Origin of the sequence: Kitasatospora sp. NPDC018058 (assembly GCF_044327205.1) — a bacterium.
Classification (GTDB): Bacteria; Actinomycetota; Actinomycetes; order Streptomycetales; family Streptomycetaceae; genus Kitasatospora.
Genome location: NZ_JBIRFA010000002.1, coordinates 76129 through 90620, shown reverse-complemented (window position 1 = coordinate 90620; position 14492 = coordinate 76129). Strand labels below are relative to the sequence as shown.

Annotated in this window: 16 protein-coding genes; 7 read left to right on the top strand and 9 right to left on the bottom strand. The window is 72.4% G+C overall.

Annotated elements, in window-relative coordinates; all coding sequences use genetic code 11:
- The first annotated feature begins 214 nt into the window (after positions 1-214).
- A complete protein-coding gene (locus ACH4E7_RS02955) occupies positions 215-628 on the top strand; it encodes a DUF1508 domain-containing protein (RefSeq protein ID WP_396247236.1) in 414 nt (137 codons plus the stop codon).
- 139 nt (positions 629-767) lie between these two features.
- Here ACH4E7_RS02955 and ACH4E7_RS02950 read toward each other — a convergent pair whose 3' ends face one another.
- A complete protein-coding gene (locus ACH4E7_RS02950; protein WP_396247235.1) occupies positions 768-1610 on the bottom strand; it encodes an HAD family hydrolase in 843 nt (280 codons plus the stop codon).
- 164 nt (positions 1611-1774) lie between these two features.
- Here ACH4E7_RS02950 and ACH4E7_RS02945 point away from each other — a divergent pair, with 164 nt between their 5' ends.
- From ACH4E7_RS02945 to ACH4E7_RS02935, 3 genes are all read left to right on the top strand, one after another.
- Positions 1775-1987, top strand: coding sequence for a hypothetical protein (locus ACH4E7_RS02945; protein ID WP_396247234.1), 213 nt, complete (start codon positions 1775-1777; stop codon positions 1985-1987).
- 256 nt (positions 1988-2243) lie between these two features.
- On the top strand, positions 2244-3917 hold the full coding sequence (locus ACH4E7_RS02940) for a M48 family metallopeptidase (protein WP_396247233.1): 1674 nt from the start codon (positions 2244-2246) through the stop codon (positions 3915-3917).
- A 45-nt stretch (positions 3918-3962) separates the two neighbouring features.
- Positions 3963-5084, top strand: coding sequence for a hypothetical protein (locus ACH4E7_RS02935; RefSeq protein ID WP_396247232.1), 1122 nt, complete (start codon positions 3963-3965; stop codon positions 5082-5084).
- A 42-nt stretch (positions 5085-5126) separates the two neighbouring features.
- Here ACH4E7_RS02935 and ACH4E7_RS02930 read toward each other — a convergent pair whose 3' ends face one another.
- The 3 genes from ACH4E7_RS02930 to ACH4E7_RS02920 form a co-directional block, all read right to left on the bottom strand.
- On the bottom strand, positions 5127-5810 hold the full coding sequence (locus ACH4E7_RS02930; protein ID WP_396247231.1) for a hypothetical protein: 684 nt from the start codon (positions 5808-5810) through the stop codon (positions 5127-5129).
- A 94-nt stretch (positions 5811-5904) separates the two neighbouring features.
- Complete coding sequence (locus ACH4E7_RS02925; RefSeq protein ID WP_396247230.1) at positions 5905-6750, bottom strand: hypothetical protein; 846 nt, start codon at positions 6748-6750, stop codon at positions 5905-5907.
- Positions 6747-7229, bottom strand: a complete 483-nt coding sequence (locus tag ACH4E7_RS02920; protein ID WP_396247229.1) for an RNA polymerase sigma factor — start codon at positions 7227-7229, stop codon at positions 6747-6749. Before ACH4E7_RS02920 ends, ACH4E7_RS02925 begins: the two co-directional genes overlap by 4 nt.
- 150 nt (positions 7230-7379) lie before the next feature.
- Between ACH4E7_RS02920 and ACH4E7_RS02915 the strand changes: the two genes are divergently transcribed.
- Complete coding sequence (locus ACH4E7_RS02915) at positions 7380-8303, top strand: serine/threonine-protein kinase (protein WP_396247228.1); 924 nt, start codon at positions 7380-7382, stop codon at positions 8301-8303.
- A gap of 371 nt (positions 8304-8674) precedes the next feature.
- On the opposite strand, the gene ACH4E7_RS02910 is transcribed toward ACH4E7_RS02915, so the two are convergent.
- Entirely contained in the window at positions 8675-9001 is a 327-nt protein-coding gene (locus ACH4E7_RS02910) for a hypothetical protein (RefSeq protein WP_396247227.1), read from the bottom strand.
- A 32-nt stretch (positions 9002-9033) separates the two neighbouring features.
- Positions 9034-9348 carry a hypothetical protein gene (locus ACH4E7_RS02905; protein WP_396247226.1) on the bottom strand — a complete coding sequence of 105 codons (315 nt, stop codon included), beginning with the start codon at positions 9346-9348 and terminating at the stop codon, positions 9034-9036.
- Positions 9349-9428: 80 nt separating this feature from the next.
- On the opposite strand from ACH4E7_RS02905, the gene ACH4E7_RS02900 reads away from it, so the two are divergent.
- On the top strand, positions 9429-10316 hold the full coding sequence (locus tag ACH4E7_RS02900) for an LLM class flavin-dependent oxidoreductase (protein ID WP_396247225.1): 888 nt from the start codon (positions 9429-9431) through the stop codon (positions 10314-10316).
- A 211-nt stretch (positions 10317-10527) separates the two neighbouring features.
- Positions 10528-11127 (top strand): hypothetical protein, encoded by a 600-nt coding sequence (locus tag ACH4E7_RS02895; RefSeq protein ID WP_396247224.1) that lies wholly within the window; start codon positions 10528-10530, stop codon positions 11125-11127.
- A gap of 28 nt (positions 11128-11155) precedes the next feature.
- On the opposite strand, the gene ACH4E7_RS02890 is transcribed toward ACH4E7_RS02895, so the two are convergent.
- Genes ACH4E7_RS02890 through ACH4E7_RS02880 form a run of 3 tightly spaced genes read right to left on the bottom strand, consistent with a single transcriptional unit; the run spans position 11156 to position 14486 of the window.
- Positions 11156-11668 carry a hypothetical protein gene (locus tag ACH4E7_RS02890; protein WP_396247223.1) on the bottom strand — a complete coding sequence of 171 codons (513 nt, stop codon included), beginning with the start codon at positions 11666-11668 and terminating at the stop codon, positions 11156-11158.
- Positions 11665-12207, bottom strand: a complete 543-nt coding sequence (locus ACH4E7_RS02885) for a hypothetical protein (RefSeq protein ID WP_396247222.1) — start codon at positions 12205-12207, stop codon at positions 11665-11667. Before ACH4E7_RS02885 ends, ACH4E7_RS02890 begins: the two co-directional genes overlap by 4 nt.
- A complete protein-coding gene (locus ACH4E7_RS02880) occupies positions 12204-14486 on the bottom strand; it encodes a hypothetical protein (protein WP_396247221.1) in 2283 nt (760 codons plus the stop codon). Before ACH4E7_RS02880 ends, ACH4E7_RS02885 begins: the two co-directional genes overlap by 4 nt.
- Positions 14487-14492: the final 6 nt, after the last annotated feature.

Sequence of the window (14492 nt, the reverse complement as noted above, 5' to 3'; positions counted from 1 at the left end):
CGCCGCGCTCGGCATGATCCTGCTGCCAACCGGTCCGGTCGGCGAGGGCGACGGACGGCCCGGCTGTAGGCGCGCAACAAGCGTGAGGTGAAAGCTGAACGAGGGAGAACTTCCCGGCCAACAGCGCAAGTTGTGAACGTTCCGGGCTTTCGGCGGTTCCGTGTGCGCACATAGCTTGTCATCCGTCTCGGAGGGGAAACCGGACGGAGGGGCAGTGAACGCTTCCGGCCGCGGCAACACCGCAGCAGGGGCAAGTCGAGGGGGGTTCCGGACCGAACGCGCTCCGGACGGGCGCTACCGCTGGCAGCTGAAGGCGTCCAACGGCCGGGTGGTGGCGATCACCTCCGCGCTGTTCGAGACGTCCGGCGAGGCCGAGCGGGGCTTCGACGGTCTGCGCGCCGGGGCCGCCGAACTGACCGCGCGGATCACCCATGTCCGCGACGGCATCGGATGGATCTGGGTCATCCCCGGATCGCGCGGTCTCCCCGAGGTGCGGTCCAGCCGCGCCTACGAGCGGTACGCGACGTGCCGGAACGCCTTCCGGCGCTTCGTGGTGCTGCTCGCTGAGCAGCCGGCCCGCGAACTGCCCGAGAGGGCCGTGTCGTCGAGACGCCCCGATGGCCGCTGAGCGGCCGGGCCGGATCGTCGAGGCCGGGTCGACCGGGCAGATCTTCGGGAGCCCGCGCGACCAGCGGACCTCCGACTACGTCAACGGTCGCTTCGGCTAGGGAAGTTGCCCGGTTTCCCGGTTGCCGGGTCGCCGGGTCCTACCGGGGCAGGAGCCCCTCCAGCACGGCCGCGACGCCGTCCTGCTCGTTGCTCACGGTGTGCAGCGGCACCGCCGCCAGCACCTGCGGGTGCGCGTTGGCGACGGCGTACGCGGTCCCGGCCCAGGCCAGCATCTCCAGGTCGTTCGGCATGTCACCGAAGGCCACCACCTCACTGCGGTCGATCCCGTGCTCGGCGCACCAACGGGCCAGCGTGCTGGCCTTGGTGACGCCGGACGCGCTGATCTCCAGCAGCGGGATCGGCGCGGAGCGGGTGATCTCCGCCAAGTGCCCGGCGGCCGTCCTGGCCTCGGCGAGGAAGGTGTCCGGGTCGAGGTCCGGGTGCTTGGCCAGCAGCTTGAACAGGCCCCGCACCGGGCCGCCGTCCGCCAGCAGCTCCTCGGCCGGGCCGATCGCGCGGACCGTGTCGTCGCCCCACATCAGTACCTCGTACCCGGGCTCGCGGGCCCACCCGTCCGCGTACTCGAAGGCGAAGGCGGTGCCGGGCAGCTTGGTCCGCAGCGCCTCGACCACCGCCAGCGTGGTCCCGGCCGACATCGGGAAGCACTCCACCAGCTCGCCGCGCCGGACGTCCACGATCGCGCCGCCGTTCGAGCAGATCGCCACCCCGTGGCCGCCGATGTGCGGGCTCACCTGCTGCATCCAGCGCGGCGGCCGCCCGGTCACGAACACCACCTGGATCCCGGCCGCCTCGGCCGCAGCCAGGGCCGCGGCGGTGCGATCGCTGACGGTGCCGGCGGTGCAGAGCAGGGTGCCGTCCAGGTCGGTGGCGATGAGGCGGGGGGCGGTGCGGGGTTCGGTCACCGGTCCATCTTGACCCATCGGGACCGCCGGGTCACCGCCCGGGGCGGCGGCCGCAGCCGTGGCCGTACGGGCGGGTTCCGGCCCTCCAGGCGCCGTTTCAGGCCGATTCGCCCCTGTCCGGGGTGTCGGTGCGGGTCGAACGGGCAGGAATGATCACGGTCACCCCGTCGGCAGGAAGAGCCATGCCCACAAGCCAGCTCCGAGACGAGCCGCCCCCGACCCGCCGCCCCACCACCGCCTACCCGGACGCGCCGGACGCGCCGGATGCGCCCGTCGCCTCCCGCGAACCGGTTCTGCTCGGTGAGGTCCTCTTCCACACCCTCGCCGAACTCGCCCGCCGCACCCCGGCCCCGGCCCCCTCCCTCCCCGCCCAGCGCACCCGCCCGCATCCGTGACCGGCCCGCGTCACCGCTCGGTGCGCCGCACCCGGTAACGCCGGCCCGCCGATGTGAGAGATGATCGCCATCCGCGCGGCAGTGGCTGCGCGACCGCATTCGGGCGGCCCGATGACGGACGGGCGGTTCCGCGTGGCCCGGCTTCGGCCAGGGGGCGTTTTCCGACCCGGAACTCGGTGGGTACGATCGCCGCCGGCCGTCACACTCCGTGTCTGCGGTCCGAGGAGTTTCCCGGTCCCGGCGAGGAAGTACCACCATGGCGAGTCACCAGCAGCCGGCCACCCGTACGGCCGACCTGTCGGCCGCCGGCATCGGGCTGGTGGCACGCGCTCTGCTGGCGCTGGCGCTGCTCGCCGGTTTCTACCTGCTGGCTCTCGGCATCGTCGGCGGTCTCCTCGCCGTCGACGTCCTGCTCGCGGTCAACTCGGCACACCCGTTCGGCCTCGGCGGGCTCAAGGTCTACGCCTTGAGCGCGGTCCTCGCCTACCCGGTGGTGCGCACGGTGTTCCTCACCCGTCGTCACGGGCCCGGCGAGCCGTCACCGGGAGTGTCGGTCAGCAGGGCGGAGCAGCCGGCCCTCTGGGCGCGAGTGCAGCAGTTGGCGCAGGAGTCCGGCACCCGTGGGCCGGACGAGGTGAGGCTCGTCGCGCAGGTCAACGCCCAGGTCTGCGAGGATGTCCGGCTGTTGGGCCTGCTGCCCGGGCGGCGGCGGATGGAGCTCGGGATCCCGCTGCTGATCGGTCTCGGTGAGGCCGAGCTCGACGCGGTGATCGCCCACGAGCTGGGCCACTTCGGCAACCGGGACACCCGACTGGGCGGGCTGACCCATGCCGGCCGACAGGCTGTCGTGCACACCGTCGGCGCGCTGCGCGAGCGGGCCGCCCGGAGCGAGGCCGCGCAGGCCGCCGAGCTCGCGGCGTTGGCAGCGGAGCGGCGCGCCAAGGGCAAGCGGGTACGGACGGCACAGGCGTCCGGCGGCGTCGACCAGGTGCTGGCCCGGATCTTCACGGCCTACGCCAGGCTGTACCTGACCGTCTCCAGCGCGGTGAGCCGTCGGCAGGAGGTGGCTGCGGACCTCGTCGCGGTCGAGCTCGCCGGCCGTGACGCGACGGCCTCGGCGCTGCGCCGGCTCCCGGTGCTCGACTCGGCGCTGGACCACTACCTGGACCGTTACGCGATGGTCGGCTGGGAGGCCGGGCTGCTTCCGTTGCCCGGGCAGGTCTACGGTGGCCTGGCGCACCTGCTGGCCGAACCGGCGCGTCGGGAGGAACCGGCCCGGCTCGGGCCCGACGTGCCCGAGGCCGAGCAGCACCCGTACGACTCGCATCCGCCGCTCGCTGCCCGGATCGCCGCCGTCGAGGCTCTCCCGCCGGACGGCCGCCCGACGGCCCGCTCCGGACCTGCCCTGGGTCTGCTGAGCTTCCCCGAGGAGACCATCGCCCGGGTGGAGGCCGTCACGCTGCCGCCGGAGTCCGCCGCCATGACGCGGCTGGACTGGCCCGAACTGGCCCGGCAGACCGGCCGGGCGCGGCACGCCGCGGGCGCGGACGCCCTGCGCCGGGCCGTCGGCCCGGACCTACCGGCGGCCGCCTTGCTGGCCGAGCTGACGGCCGGTCCGATCTGGGAGATCGCCGACCGGTTGCCGAAGAGCGCACAGGCCCGCGCCGCCACCGGCCGGGCCGCCCGGGAGTTCACCCGCCCGGTGCTGCGGACCGCGCTGTCCGACCTGGTCGTGATCGCACTGGCTGACGCCGGACTGGCCGGCTGGGAGGTCTCCTGGGCCGAGCCGGTGCGGCTGCGGCTGCCCGAGGCCCTGGCTCAGGGCCTGCCGGCCGCGGTCGACGCCCTGGCCTCGGACGCTCCGGACGGGCGGCCACTGCACACCCTGCTGGCGAACGCCGGCCTCATCCTCCCCCCGGCCCCCCGCTGACCACCGGAATCACCCCCCTCCCGGCTCACAGAAATCGACCGCACCATGGACGTTCTCTCCACTCTCGGCGGCGGCACCGGCTTGATAGTCGTCGCCGCCGTGTCCGCCTATCGCAAGTCCCGTCGCGCCCAGCGTGCTGCCGCGGCAGCAGCCGCACCGGCCCCGGCCGGTGGCGGCCGCACGATCGACCCCGCCGCCTACGGCTTCGTCCCCGGCGACCAGATCGACACCACCCGGGTCGCCGCGGATCCCGAGGGCGAGGCCGTCGAGGCGGCCGCACGGGCGGGTGACTGGAGGTCGGCCGCCGCCTACCTCGAAGCGGCCGGCACCGACTGGGACCTGCGGTGGTACCGACTCGGCCACCTCTCCAACGCGGCGGCCGACGACGACACCTTCGTCAAGGCCTGGCTGGCGGAACGGCCGAACGACCCGGGCGCCGCCCTGGTGCACGCGGACGCCATGGTCGCCCTGGCCGGGAAGCTGCGCGGCGCCAAGACCGCCAAGCACACCACGCAGGAGCAGTTCGACGCCTTCCACCGGGTGCTCGCCGAGTCGGAGGCCGCCTGCCGGCGAGCCGCCGAGCTCGCTCCGGCGGACCCGAGCCCGTACATCGCCCAGATCTGGATCGCAGTGGGTCTGGGCTGGTCGCACGAACGCTTCCAGGCCCTGTGGGCCGAGATCGTCTCGCGCGCGCCGCACCACTTCGGCGCGCACACCGCCGCCCTGCAGTACTGGTGCGCGAAGTGGCGCGGCTCCCACGAGCTGATGCACGAGTTCGCCCGGAAGGCCGCCGCGTCGGCGCCGGCCGGAGACCTGCTGGCCGCCCTGCCGCTGTTCGCCGTCTTCGAGCAGGAGATCCGGGACGGCAACGATGCGATCTTCCGGCTGCCCGAAACGGCGGCCGCGGTGGACGCGGCGTGGCGCGAGGTGGCGCAGGCACCCCTGGGGCACCACCGGCTCCCGCAGGTCCGGCACGTGCTGGCGTACTCCCTGGAAGGTGTCGGCCGGCACGCCGAGGCCGTGCAGCAGTTCCAGCTGATCGGCCCGTTCTGCGGCGCGTTCCCGTGGAACTACTACAGCAACCCGCTCAAGGAGTTCGGCAATTCCCGCGCCCGTGCCGCGGTGGGCTGGGAGAACGCCGGCCGGCCGCCGGTGCCGCAGGTCTGAGACAGTCTCCGCCCGGCGGCGCGGGCGGAGCGGGGCTGCCGGTCAGGAGGAGAGGCGGTTCAGTGCTGCGGTGGCGATGCCTTCGACGTAGGTTGGGGCGTCGGTGGGCTTGCCGGTGAGGTCGACGATGGCGACCCTGGTGCCGCTGCGCAGGACCGCGGCCCCGCCGCTGACGGTGCCGTCGCCGTTGTAGGCCGGGTACCAGCGGGCGGTGCCGCCGGTGACGGTCAGGGTGTGGGCCGCGCCGTAGTACCAGTGGCCGGCGGGCTCGTCCTGGCACTCCTGAACGAGCGCGACGAGCTGCTTCTCCCAGGTGGCGGCCGCGGCCTCGGTGGGGGCGCTCGCGGCCGACTCGATCAGCATGCCGTGGGAGTCGAAGGTCCAGTTCACGGACGCGTACGCGGTGGCCTTGTCCTTGGTCAGGTCGCGCATCGTCTCCTCGCCGGAGCACGCGGACAGCCCCTCGCGTCCGGTCAGCGCGACGGTCGCGCCGACCGGGTTCAGGCCCTTCTGGAAGTCCTCGCTCTGGACGAGGTCGGCGGAGCCGAGTCCGGGCGTGGCGGCCGCGGCCGCGGTGCGGTGCGCGGCGTTGTGCGCGGCCCCTTCGGCGGTGGCCGACTGGGTGCCGACGACGCTGATCGTGATCAGCGAGGCGGCGAAGCAGGCCGCGGCGGCGAGCCGGTTGCGGCGAACGGACTTCTGCTGGACGGTCTGGTTCTCGGTCATCTGGTCCCCCTGCTGGTCGGGACGCCTGCTGCGTCCTCGTACAACCGGGGAGATGTCGCCGTAGGAGGGAAAGTTGGAGCCCGGACCGGCTGTTTCACAGCTGTGACAGAGCGGTCCTGACGACGTGGTCCATCGCGGCCGTGCCCAGGCAGGCATTGACCTCCAGCACCGCGTAGTGGTTGCCGCTGCGCAGCACGGCGACGCCGCCGCAGGGCGCCTTGCCCTCGGGCGCTCTGCCGTTGGTATTGAAGGTTCCCTGGTAGACGCCCATCCAGCTCGCGGTGGCGTCCGGGGCGATCTGCAGCGTCGTGGTCCTTCCGTAGACCCAGTGCCCTGGTGGTTCCTCCTTGCAGGGCACCTCCTCCAGCAGCAGGCGCTCGGCGAAGTTCTGCGCCAGGGAGGGGCTCGGGGCCTCGGCGGCGACCTCGCGGGCGACCTGGTCGACGCGGTCGGCGGCCGGCGGGGGGTCGCCTGGGTTGGTGCGGGGGCTGGTCGCCAGTTCGCGGGAGTGGACGCCGGGCCCGCCCAGGGTCTTCTTCTCGCCGGCGCAGGCCGAGTTGGCGTAAACCCCGTCGCCGTACCGGTCGGTGACATGGATCTGCCCGATGCCCACGTCCGGGCTGAACGCCGCAGGGTCCAGAAGGTTCGCGGTCGTCACCGGCCCGGTCGCATCGGTCGGCGAGGCGGAGCCGGAGCCGGAGGCCGAGGGCGCGAGCGTCGGGCCGGACCCGCCGGGCGTCGCGAGAGCGGACGCGCCCTGGGACGCCCCGCCGGCCGCGGCACCCGACCGCGCCGCCGGGTGCGCGGTGGCACCGGGGGGAGGTGGCAGGACGAACCGGCCGGCCGCCAGCCCGAGCGCGGCGGCTGCCACCAGGGCGGCGACGGCGGACCGGAGCCGGACGACGGTGTGGCCGCCGCCCGCCGCGGGACCGCGGTTCACAGGCCGGTGACCAGGCGCTCGCGCATGAAGCGGCGGGCCTGGTGGATACGGTCCTTGACCGTGCCCAACGGGGCGTCCAGCTCCTCGGCCACCTGGACGTAGGTCAGGTCGCCCAGGTCGCGCAGCACGAAGGACTCCACCAGGGTGGGGTGCTGCTGCTCCAGCGCGGCCAGCGCCTCCATCAGGTCGAGCCGGGTCCCGGCGATGACGCTGGTGGTGCGCGGGTCGACGGGCTCGGGGAGGTCGGCGTGGCTGTCCTCGGCGCGTCGGCGCATCGAGCGGTAGGTGGACCGGGCGGCGTTCGAGGCGATCACCGTCACCCAGCCCAGGAAGGAGCCGTGGCCGCCGTACTCGCCCAGGTGCGTGCTGATGGACAGTAGCGCGTCCTGCGCTGCCTCCTCCGCGTCGGCGTGGTGGGGCAGGAAGCGCGAGCAGCGGCGCAGCACCACCGGCCGCAGCTTGGCCAGCAGGTACTCCATCGATCCCGGGTCCCCAGCCTGAGCAGCCGTCACAAGCCGTTCCAGCTCGCCTTCCTCGAACACCCGGATCCCCCGTTTCGTCCAGCCTGGCATCCCCACCCGTCGAACGGGAGTTCCGCACTCCCCCCGACTCCGGCAGAATGCTGCCACATGCGCAAGCTCGGCCGTTACCTCCTCCTGGAGCGGCTCGGAGCCGGCTCCTTCGCTACGGTCTGGAAGGCCTACGATCCGGAGCTCGACACCGAGGTCGCGGTGAAGGTGCTGGCCGAGAACTGGGCCGCCAACGCCGATGTGCGCGAACGGTTCCTGGCGGAGGCGAGGCTGCTGCGCCGGATCGCCAGCCCGCGGGTGGTCCGGGTGCACGACGTCGGGGTGCAGGACGACCGGCCCTACTTCGTCATGGACTACGTACGCGGCGGCACCCTGGCGGACCGGGTCGGGCAGTGCGACCCGCGGGAGGCGCTGCGGCTGGCCGCGGAGGCGGGCTACGCGGTCCAGGTCCTGCACGAGGCGGGCGTGGTGCACCGCGACGTCAAGCCGTCCAACCTGCTGCTCGCCACCGGCCCTACGCCCGCCGCGGTGCTGGTGGCGGATCTGGGCAGCGCGAAGCGACTGGCCGACGCATCCGGGCTGACGGTGACCACGGGCACGCCCGCGTACATGGCGCCGGAACAGGCCTTCCAGACCGGCGGGTTCGACGGGAGGGCCGACGTGTACGCGCTGGCCGTCGTGGCCTACGAGCTACTGACCGGGCAGAAGCCGTTCGGCCCGGGCGGACGCGCCACGGCCCTGATGACCGACCAGCCGACCGCCTCGACGCTGCCGGCGTTCCCAGCCGGAACGGAGCTCCCACCGAACGTCGTCCTGCTGCTACGGGCCGCGATGTCCGTCGAGCCGGCGGACCGACCGCCGACCGCCGAGGCCTTCGCAGACGCGCTGCTGGCTCCGGTCCCGCAGTCCCAGCCCCTAGGGCCTGTCCGGGAAGGCCCCGGGTGGTTGACCCCGCGCGCGGTCTGTCTGGCGTCGGGCACGGTGTTCACGGCGACGACCCTGCTGAGCTGGCTGCAGCGTTGAATCCGACAGGGAGCCGGTCCGCACCGGCGGTCGTGTCCTGGAGAGGAATCCGGCCGCGAACGCGTGCCGGCACGCCCGCCAGGATTTCACCCGAACGGGGACTCGCCGGAGATCGGAGCTCCGCCGGTCATCCCCGAGGAGATCAGGGGAGATCTGCCGAAAGCACAGGCGATCACCGAGTTGGCGGAGAAGGCCATGCCGAACACGGGTCGCCACTGATCACCGAAAGCCCGCGTTCGCGATTACGGATGGTCGGGTCGACGCGGCACACGCCGTGCCCTGGTGAACCTCTGGCGTCCGGTGCCGGCGGCGAGCTCGCTGAGGCGCTCGCCGATCACGGAAACGCCCGGACGGGGCTCCTGCTCGTAATATCAGGCCTTGCGTCGGTGGAGTAGCTCCTCACCGTGCAGCATCTCCCGATCGCCCTCGGCCAAGTCCCGCCGCCCTGCGACGAACCGGTCCACCACGGTCGAACCGTCCGGCAGGCGGTACCGGAGGATGAAGTTGTCGATGATCCGGATCGCCTCGCCCTCGTCCAACTGCCGCTCAGGGCCTGCTGCTTCCAGGAGGAGTGGGGTCAGTCGCCGGTCGAACCTCGGGCTCTGGGCGAATTCGACCAGTTCGCCTTTCAGTTCGGCACAGCGCTCGATCAGGCCTCGCAATGACGCCTCGTCCTCGCTCCGTACAACGACAGTCATGCGGGCCCTCCCGTTCTTGAAGGTTCCGACGCTCACTGCGCCCAGTAGTAGCGGTATGCCTCGACCCACTCCGCTCCGTCCGGAGCCGGTTCCGGCAAGGGAAGGTCCAGGAGCCCGATCGCCTGCCGGAACTTGCCGCGGGTGCACAGGGCAACGATCCTTCCGTCCCGTGAGAGGTCGATGCCGCGCACGGTCACCTCGACGCCCAGCACCAGGGTGCTGAACGGCACCGCCAGGTTCTCCTCGACGGCGGTGAACAGAGCCGACACCTGCTCGTGCTCGTCGTAGGTGTCGACCGTCGCTTCCTCGACCAGCGCGGCCAGTTCCCGCCTGCTCAACGTGCCCATGGCGCCACGCTGGCGGACCTGCTCGTGCCGACTCGCGGGCGGTCCGAAGTCCCGCTGATTCGCGCGCGTATCGTCACTGCATGCGCTTGAGTACCGTTATCCTGCCCATCCACCGGTGGGGCGAGGGGCAGAAGATCTGGCGGCGGGCCGAGGAACTCGGGTTCCACGCCGCCTACACGTATGACCACCTGTCGTGGCGGAGCTTCCGGGACGAGCCGTGGTTCGGGGCGATCCCGACCTTGACCGCTGCGGCGACAGCCACGCGGAGTATGCGACTGGGCACCCTCGTGACCTCGCCGAACTTCCGCCACCCGGTGACGCTGGCGAAGGAGCTGGTCACGCTGGACGACGTGTCCGGCGGACGGCTGACGCTCGGCATCGGCGCCGGCGGCACCGGCTTCGACGCCACCGCGATGGGCCAGGAGGCCTGGTCGCCGAAGGAGCGGGCGGACCGGTTCGGCGAGTTCCTGCCGCTGCTGGACGAGCTGCTGCGCAATGACGCCACCACCCGCGAGGGCGCCTACTACTCGGCGGTCGAGGCCCGGAACATCCCCGGCTGCGTGCAGACCCCGCGGGTGCCGTTCTACGTCGCCGCGACCGGCCCGCGCGGGTTGAAGCTGGCCGCCGAGTACGGCCAGGGCTGGGTGACGTACGGCGACCCGCGCGGCCCGGCGGACGTGCCGGTGGAGCAGGCGCCCGGGGTGATCGCCAAGCAGATCGAGAAGCTGACGGCGGCCTGCGAGGCGAAGGGCCGGGACGTCGCGACGCTGGAGAAGATGCTGCTCCAGGGCTCGACCGCGGAGCAGCCGCTGCAGTCGCTGGGCGCCTTCGTGGACTGGGCGGGGAAGTACCGGGAGCTGGGCATCACCGAGCTGGTGATCCACTGGCCCGTCCCGGAGTCGATCTTCGAGAACGACCTCGCCGTCTTCGAGAGGATCGCCACCGAGGGCCTGGCGCAACTGGGTTGAGCCGTACTCCGCCGCGGCGGCTCCGGGTGGACGGCGACCGCCACCCGCCTGGAGCCGCCGGCGGGTAGGTCTCGATGACCGCGCGGAAGTCGGCCGTGGCCGAGGGCTGGGGAGTCTGACGAACGGTGGTCCGGGGAGGGTGGGGGAGTGAGGCGCTAGTCTGTCCGCCGCACCTGCAACTGATCATGCGTTACACGGGGGGTCTTTCGTCATGTCTGCTTCCAGGAGGCTGCTCGCCGCCGCTCTGGTCACCACCGCCGCGTTCGGCCTGGCGGCCTGCGGCCCGGACGACTCGTCGGACCAGGGCGCGGGCGGCACCACCGCCACCGCCACCGCCGCGCCCGCCACCGGCGGCGCCGCCTCGCCGACCGCCTCGCCGACCGCCGCGCCGGCCACCGGCACGGCCAAGCCGGCCCCGACCGGCAAGCCCACCGACGGCGGCCCGGAGGGCTTCTGCACCCACGAACCGCTGCCCGCCGGGCAGAAGTGGATCTACCCGGTGAAGGGCACCAGCGCGACGGCCCTGGTCTACAAGGACACCAAGGACGCCTGCGGCGTCGACGACGTCAACTTCGAGGCGGTGGGCGCCGAGAAGACCGCGCAGTTCGCCCCGACCGTCAAGGGCCACCTCAAGTCGGTCGTGGCCGCGCCGAAGGACGTCAACGCGGCCGACCTGGCGAAGCACATCAACGAGTGCATCGCCACGCCGGGCAACCAGAAGGGCTCGTACCCCTGCTCGACCGGCGCCTACAAGGTGGCGATCGACGCCTCCGGCAAGGTGATCGAGATGTGGGAGCGTCCCAGCTCCTGAGGTGACGCCGGGTACGGCGCCGGACCGCTCACTTCACGGAGAGCGACTCGGCGCCGTTGGCGCATCCGAGTTTCACGGCGGCGCGCTCGGCGAAGCCGGTCACCAGCTCGTCGGCGCGTTCCCGGGCGGGGATATCGGGTTGGGGGAAGCGCCCGACCCTGAGGGTGGCCCGGTAGGGCTCGGCCTTGCCCATCAGGGTGCAGTTGAAGGTCGCCTGCCCGGCTTCGCGGTCGGTGGCGAGATCGACGCTGACGGCAAGCGCGTTCAGCGTTCGCCCTCCCTGGCCTTCGACCGTGCACCTCAGGCTGGGCTTGACGCCCCGGTCCGGGATGTGGAGTCCCGTCTCCACGAAGACCCGGGGGGTGTGCCCCAGCATCGTGGCGATCCCCGGGTCGTCGAGGGTGCCCTCGCACTCCCCGCGCGACAGCGAGACGGCCGGCGGCCGGTACTCGGTGCGGTCGAGGTACGCGTGCCAGCCGAGCAGGCCGCCGCCGAGCACCATGACCGTCGCACCCGCGATCAGTGGTCCGGTGCGCTTCACCCGCAGGCCTCCTTCATGCTCAGCGGCAACCTCTCCCGGGCGATCCGTTCCAGGTCCGCCTGCTGGTCGGTGCCCGTCCGGACCGCTTCGCCAGGCGTGACGATCAACTGGACGTGGCCGACCGGGCCTCCCTTGCAGTAGTCGGAGACGGTCGCACCGCCGGGCCAGGAGGCCGCCGCGGTGCCCGCGTCGAAGCTGCGGGCGTCCGGGTGTTCGGCGGCCTCGGGGGAGAGGACGGGCCTGCCGTCCTGGAAAGCGGCGGAGACGGTGACCGCGACCCGTCCGTCCACCCGGACCGTGCAGGACACCGGGGTCCTGAAGCCGCCGTCCCGCTTCTCCTCCACGTCCTGCCCGCCGGACGGCAGCAGCCGCCCGAGCGGGGTGCCGTCACCGGTGGGCAGTCCACAGAGGAAGGCCGCATGGCCGGGTTCCTCGACCGGGCGGTGGCCCTGCCAGTCCAGATAGCCGACGGTTCCGGCGCCTGCCACGGTTGCCGCCAGCACAGTGGGCAGCACCCACCGGCCGTCGATCACTCTCATGCGTTGCCCTTCGCATTGGCGGCCATGTCGCTGGAGAGCCCGTCGATGAAGCCGTCCTTGGCGCGGTCCTGGGCACTCCTGGCCAGTCGTTGGATGTCGTCGTAGCTCAGGTTCGTCTGGTAGGCCGCGTCCTTGATCGCCCGCGCCGCCGCGTCGCCCACGCTGTTCTTGTCCTGGTGGAGGTAGTAGCGGGCCTCCTGCTGGCCCTGCGCGCTGGTGTCGCGCGTGTTGGACTCGATCACGCTGTCGGCGATCGAGTCCACCAGCGCGCCGGATATCTCGCCGCCGAGCGGCACCTTCTCGGTCACTGAGCCGATGACGGCGTTGAAGGCGTCCTTCGCGTAGCCGACGTTCTTCTCCAGCGCGTCGTTGTACTCCTTGTCGGAGGCGGCGTGCTGGTTGTGGACCTCGTCGATCCGGGCCTCGCCCAGGACGCCGTTGACCACCCCGCCCGCCCGGGCGACGTGGTCGATGTCCGCCTGCAGCCGGGAGAAGTCGGTCTGCCCGCTGTCCAGGTGGCCGCGGACGACGGCCGTGGTGTACGCCTGGTTGGCGTTGGTCACCGCGCCGTACGCCTCGGGGTCGCGACCGAGCGCGTCCAGCAGACCGTGCACCTCCGGGCCGCTGAGGCCCGCCGGGGTGCCGTTGACCGGCAGGTCGGTGGTGTCCGAGAGCGCGTTCTGCACGTCTCCGATGTACTCGGCGGTCATGTGTCCGAGGCTCAGCCGCAGCGCGGCGAGCTTGCCGTCGTCCTTGATGTCGTCCAGCGCCCCGTGGTCGCCGTGGGTGCCGAAGGTGTCCACGACCCGCTTCATCAGGTCGGCCTGCTCGGCGGTGTGCTTGGCGGGCGGCTCGGCGGCCGGCTCGTCGTACGGGTGGCCGGTGGTGGCCGCCTCCAGGGCGTGGCCGAGGGCGGCCGGGCCGGCCTGCTTGCTCGCGTCCCAGACCTTCGAGTCCCGGGAGCTGGTGTCCGGTATCCAGTCCTTCCCGTGCACGTAGTAGTCGAAGTAACCGGCCGGCTTGGCCTTGCCGTTCGGGTTGACCGTGCCGTCCTCGTTGTACGCGGTCGGCTGCTCGGTGAAGAACTTGGTGGACGCCTCCGGGCTGTGCGCGAGCGCCTCCAGGATCGCGGTGGTGGGCCGGAAGCCGGAGCCCGCCTCGTCGCCGCCGATCAGGTTGAAGCCGTGCACCTTGGAGCCGGGCGGCGGGGCCGGCCAGTACTTGTCCCGGGTGTCGAGCTGGGTGACGTGCTCGGCGATCGGGTTGATGAACTTGGCGTCGTAGTCGCCGTTCATCAGGATGCCGGAGAGCACCTGGTAGCCGTACGGCTGGCAGTCCAGGCCGGAGGCCCGGTACGGCTTGTCCCACTGCTTCTGCGCACCGGCCTTGCGCAGCGCGGCCGCCCACTCGTCGGACAGGTGCGGCTCGTTGCCGCCGCGGGTGGCGGTGGCCAGGTTGAGCCCGAGGTTCCTCTGGAGGTCCTGGTAGGCCTTCCCGCGCGGGTCCTTGGGGTCGACGGGGTGCGCCGGGTCGCCGACCATGCTGTTCCAGGACTTGATCAGGCCGTCCGGGCCGAGGTCCTGGTAGAACGTGGTGGCGAACTTCGGGTCGCCCTGGTGCGAGGCCAACAGCGAGTTCAACTCGGTGAGTTCGGGGTCGCTGATGCCGCCGCCCTTGGCCGCGAGCCGGGCGGCGCGCTTGCCGTCCGCCTCGGGGCCGCCGCCGATGGCGTTGCCGTTGAAGGACTTCTGCTGGTCGGTGCCGGTGTCGGAGCGCAGTGCGAAGGCGATCCGCTCGTCGGCGGCGGTGGCCTCGGCGACGGCCGCGTCGATCGCCTTGCGGGCGGCGGTCGCCTTGTCGCCGTACTCCTTCTGGTAGTCCCGGTAGCCCTCGGGGTCGTGCCGGGTGGCGTTGTCGGCCGGGGGCCAGCTCACCGTGCCGTCGCCGGTGACGGTCAGCCCGTCCGTCCGCGCGTCCGCAACCGCCTTCTCCAGCTTGGTCTTCGCGGCCTGGAACTCGCCCGCGGCGTCCTTGAAGATCGAGGCGAGCGCGTTCGCCTCCGTCGCGGCGGCGCTCAGCTGCTCGTTGGTGCGCTGCAGCCCGGGTCGCGCCAGGTCGGCCGAAGGTCCGCTCCAGCAGGCGGAGTTCACCTTGGCGATGACCGTGCTGTCCCAGTCCTGGTCCATCGACTTGAGCTTGAGGGCGACCTGCTCCCAGGCCGTGGCGGCGCTCTCCAGGGAGTCGAACCTGGCGTTGCTGAGCTCGTGGAAGTCGACCATGTCCGT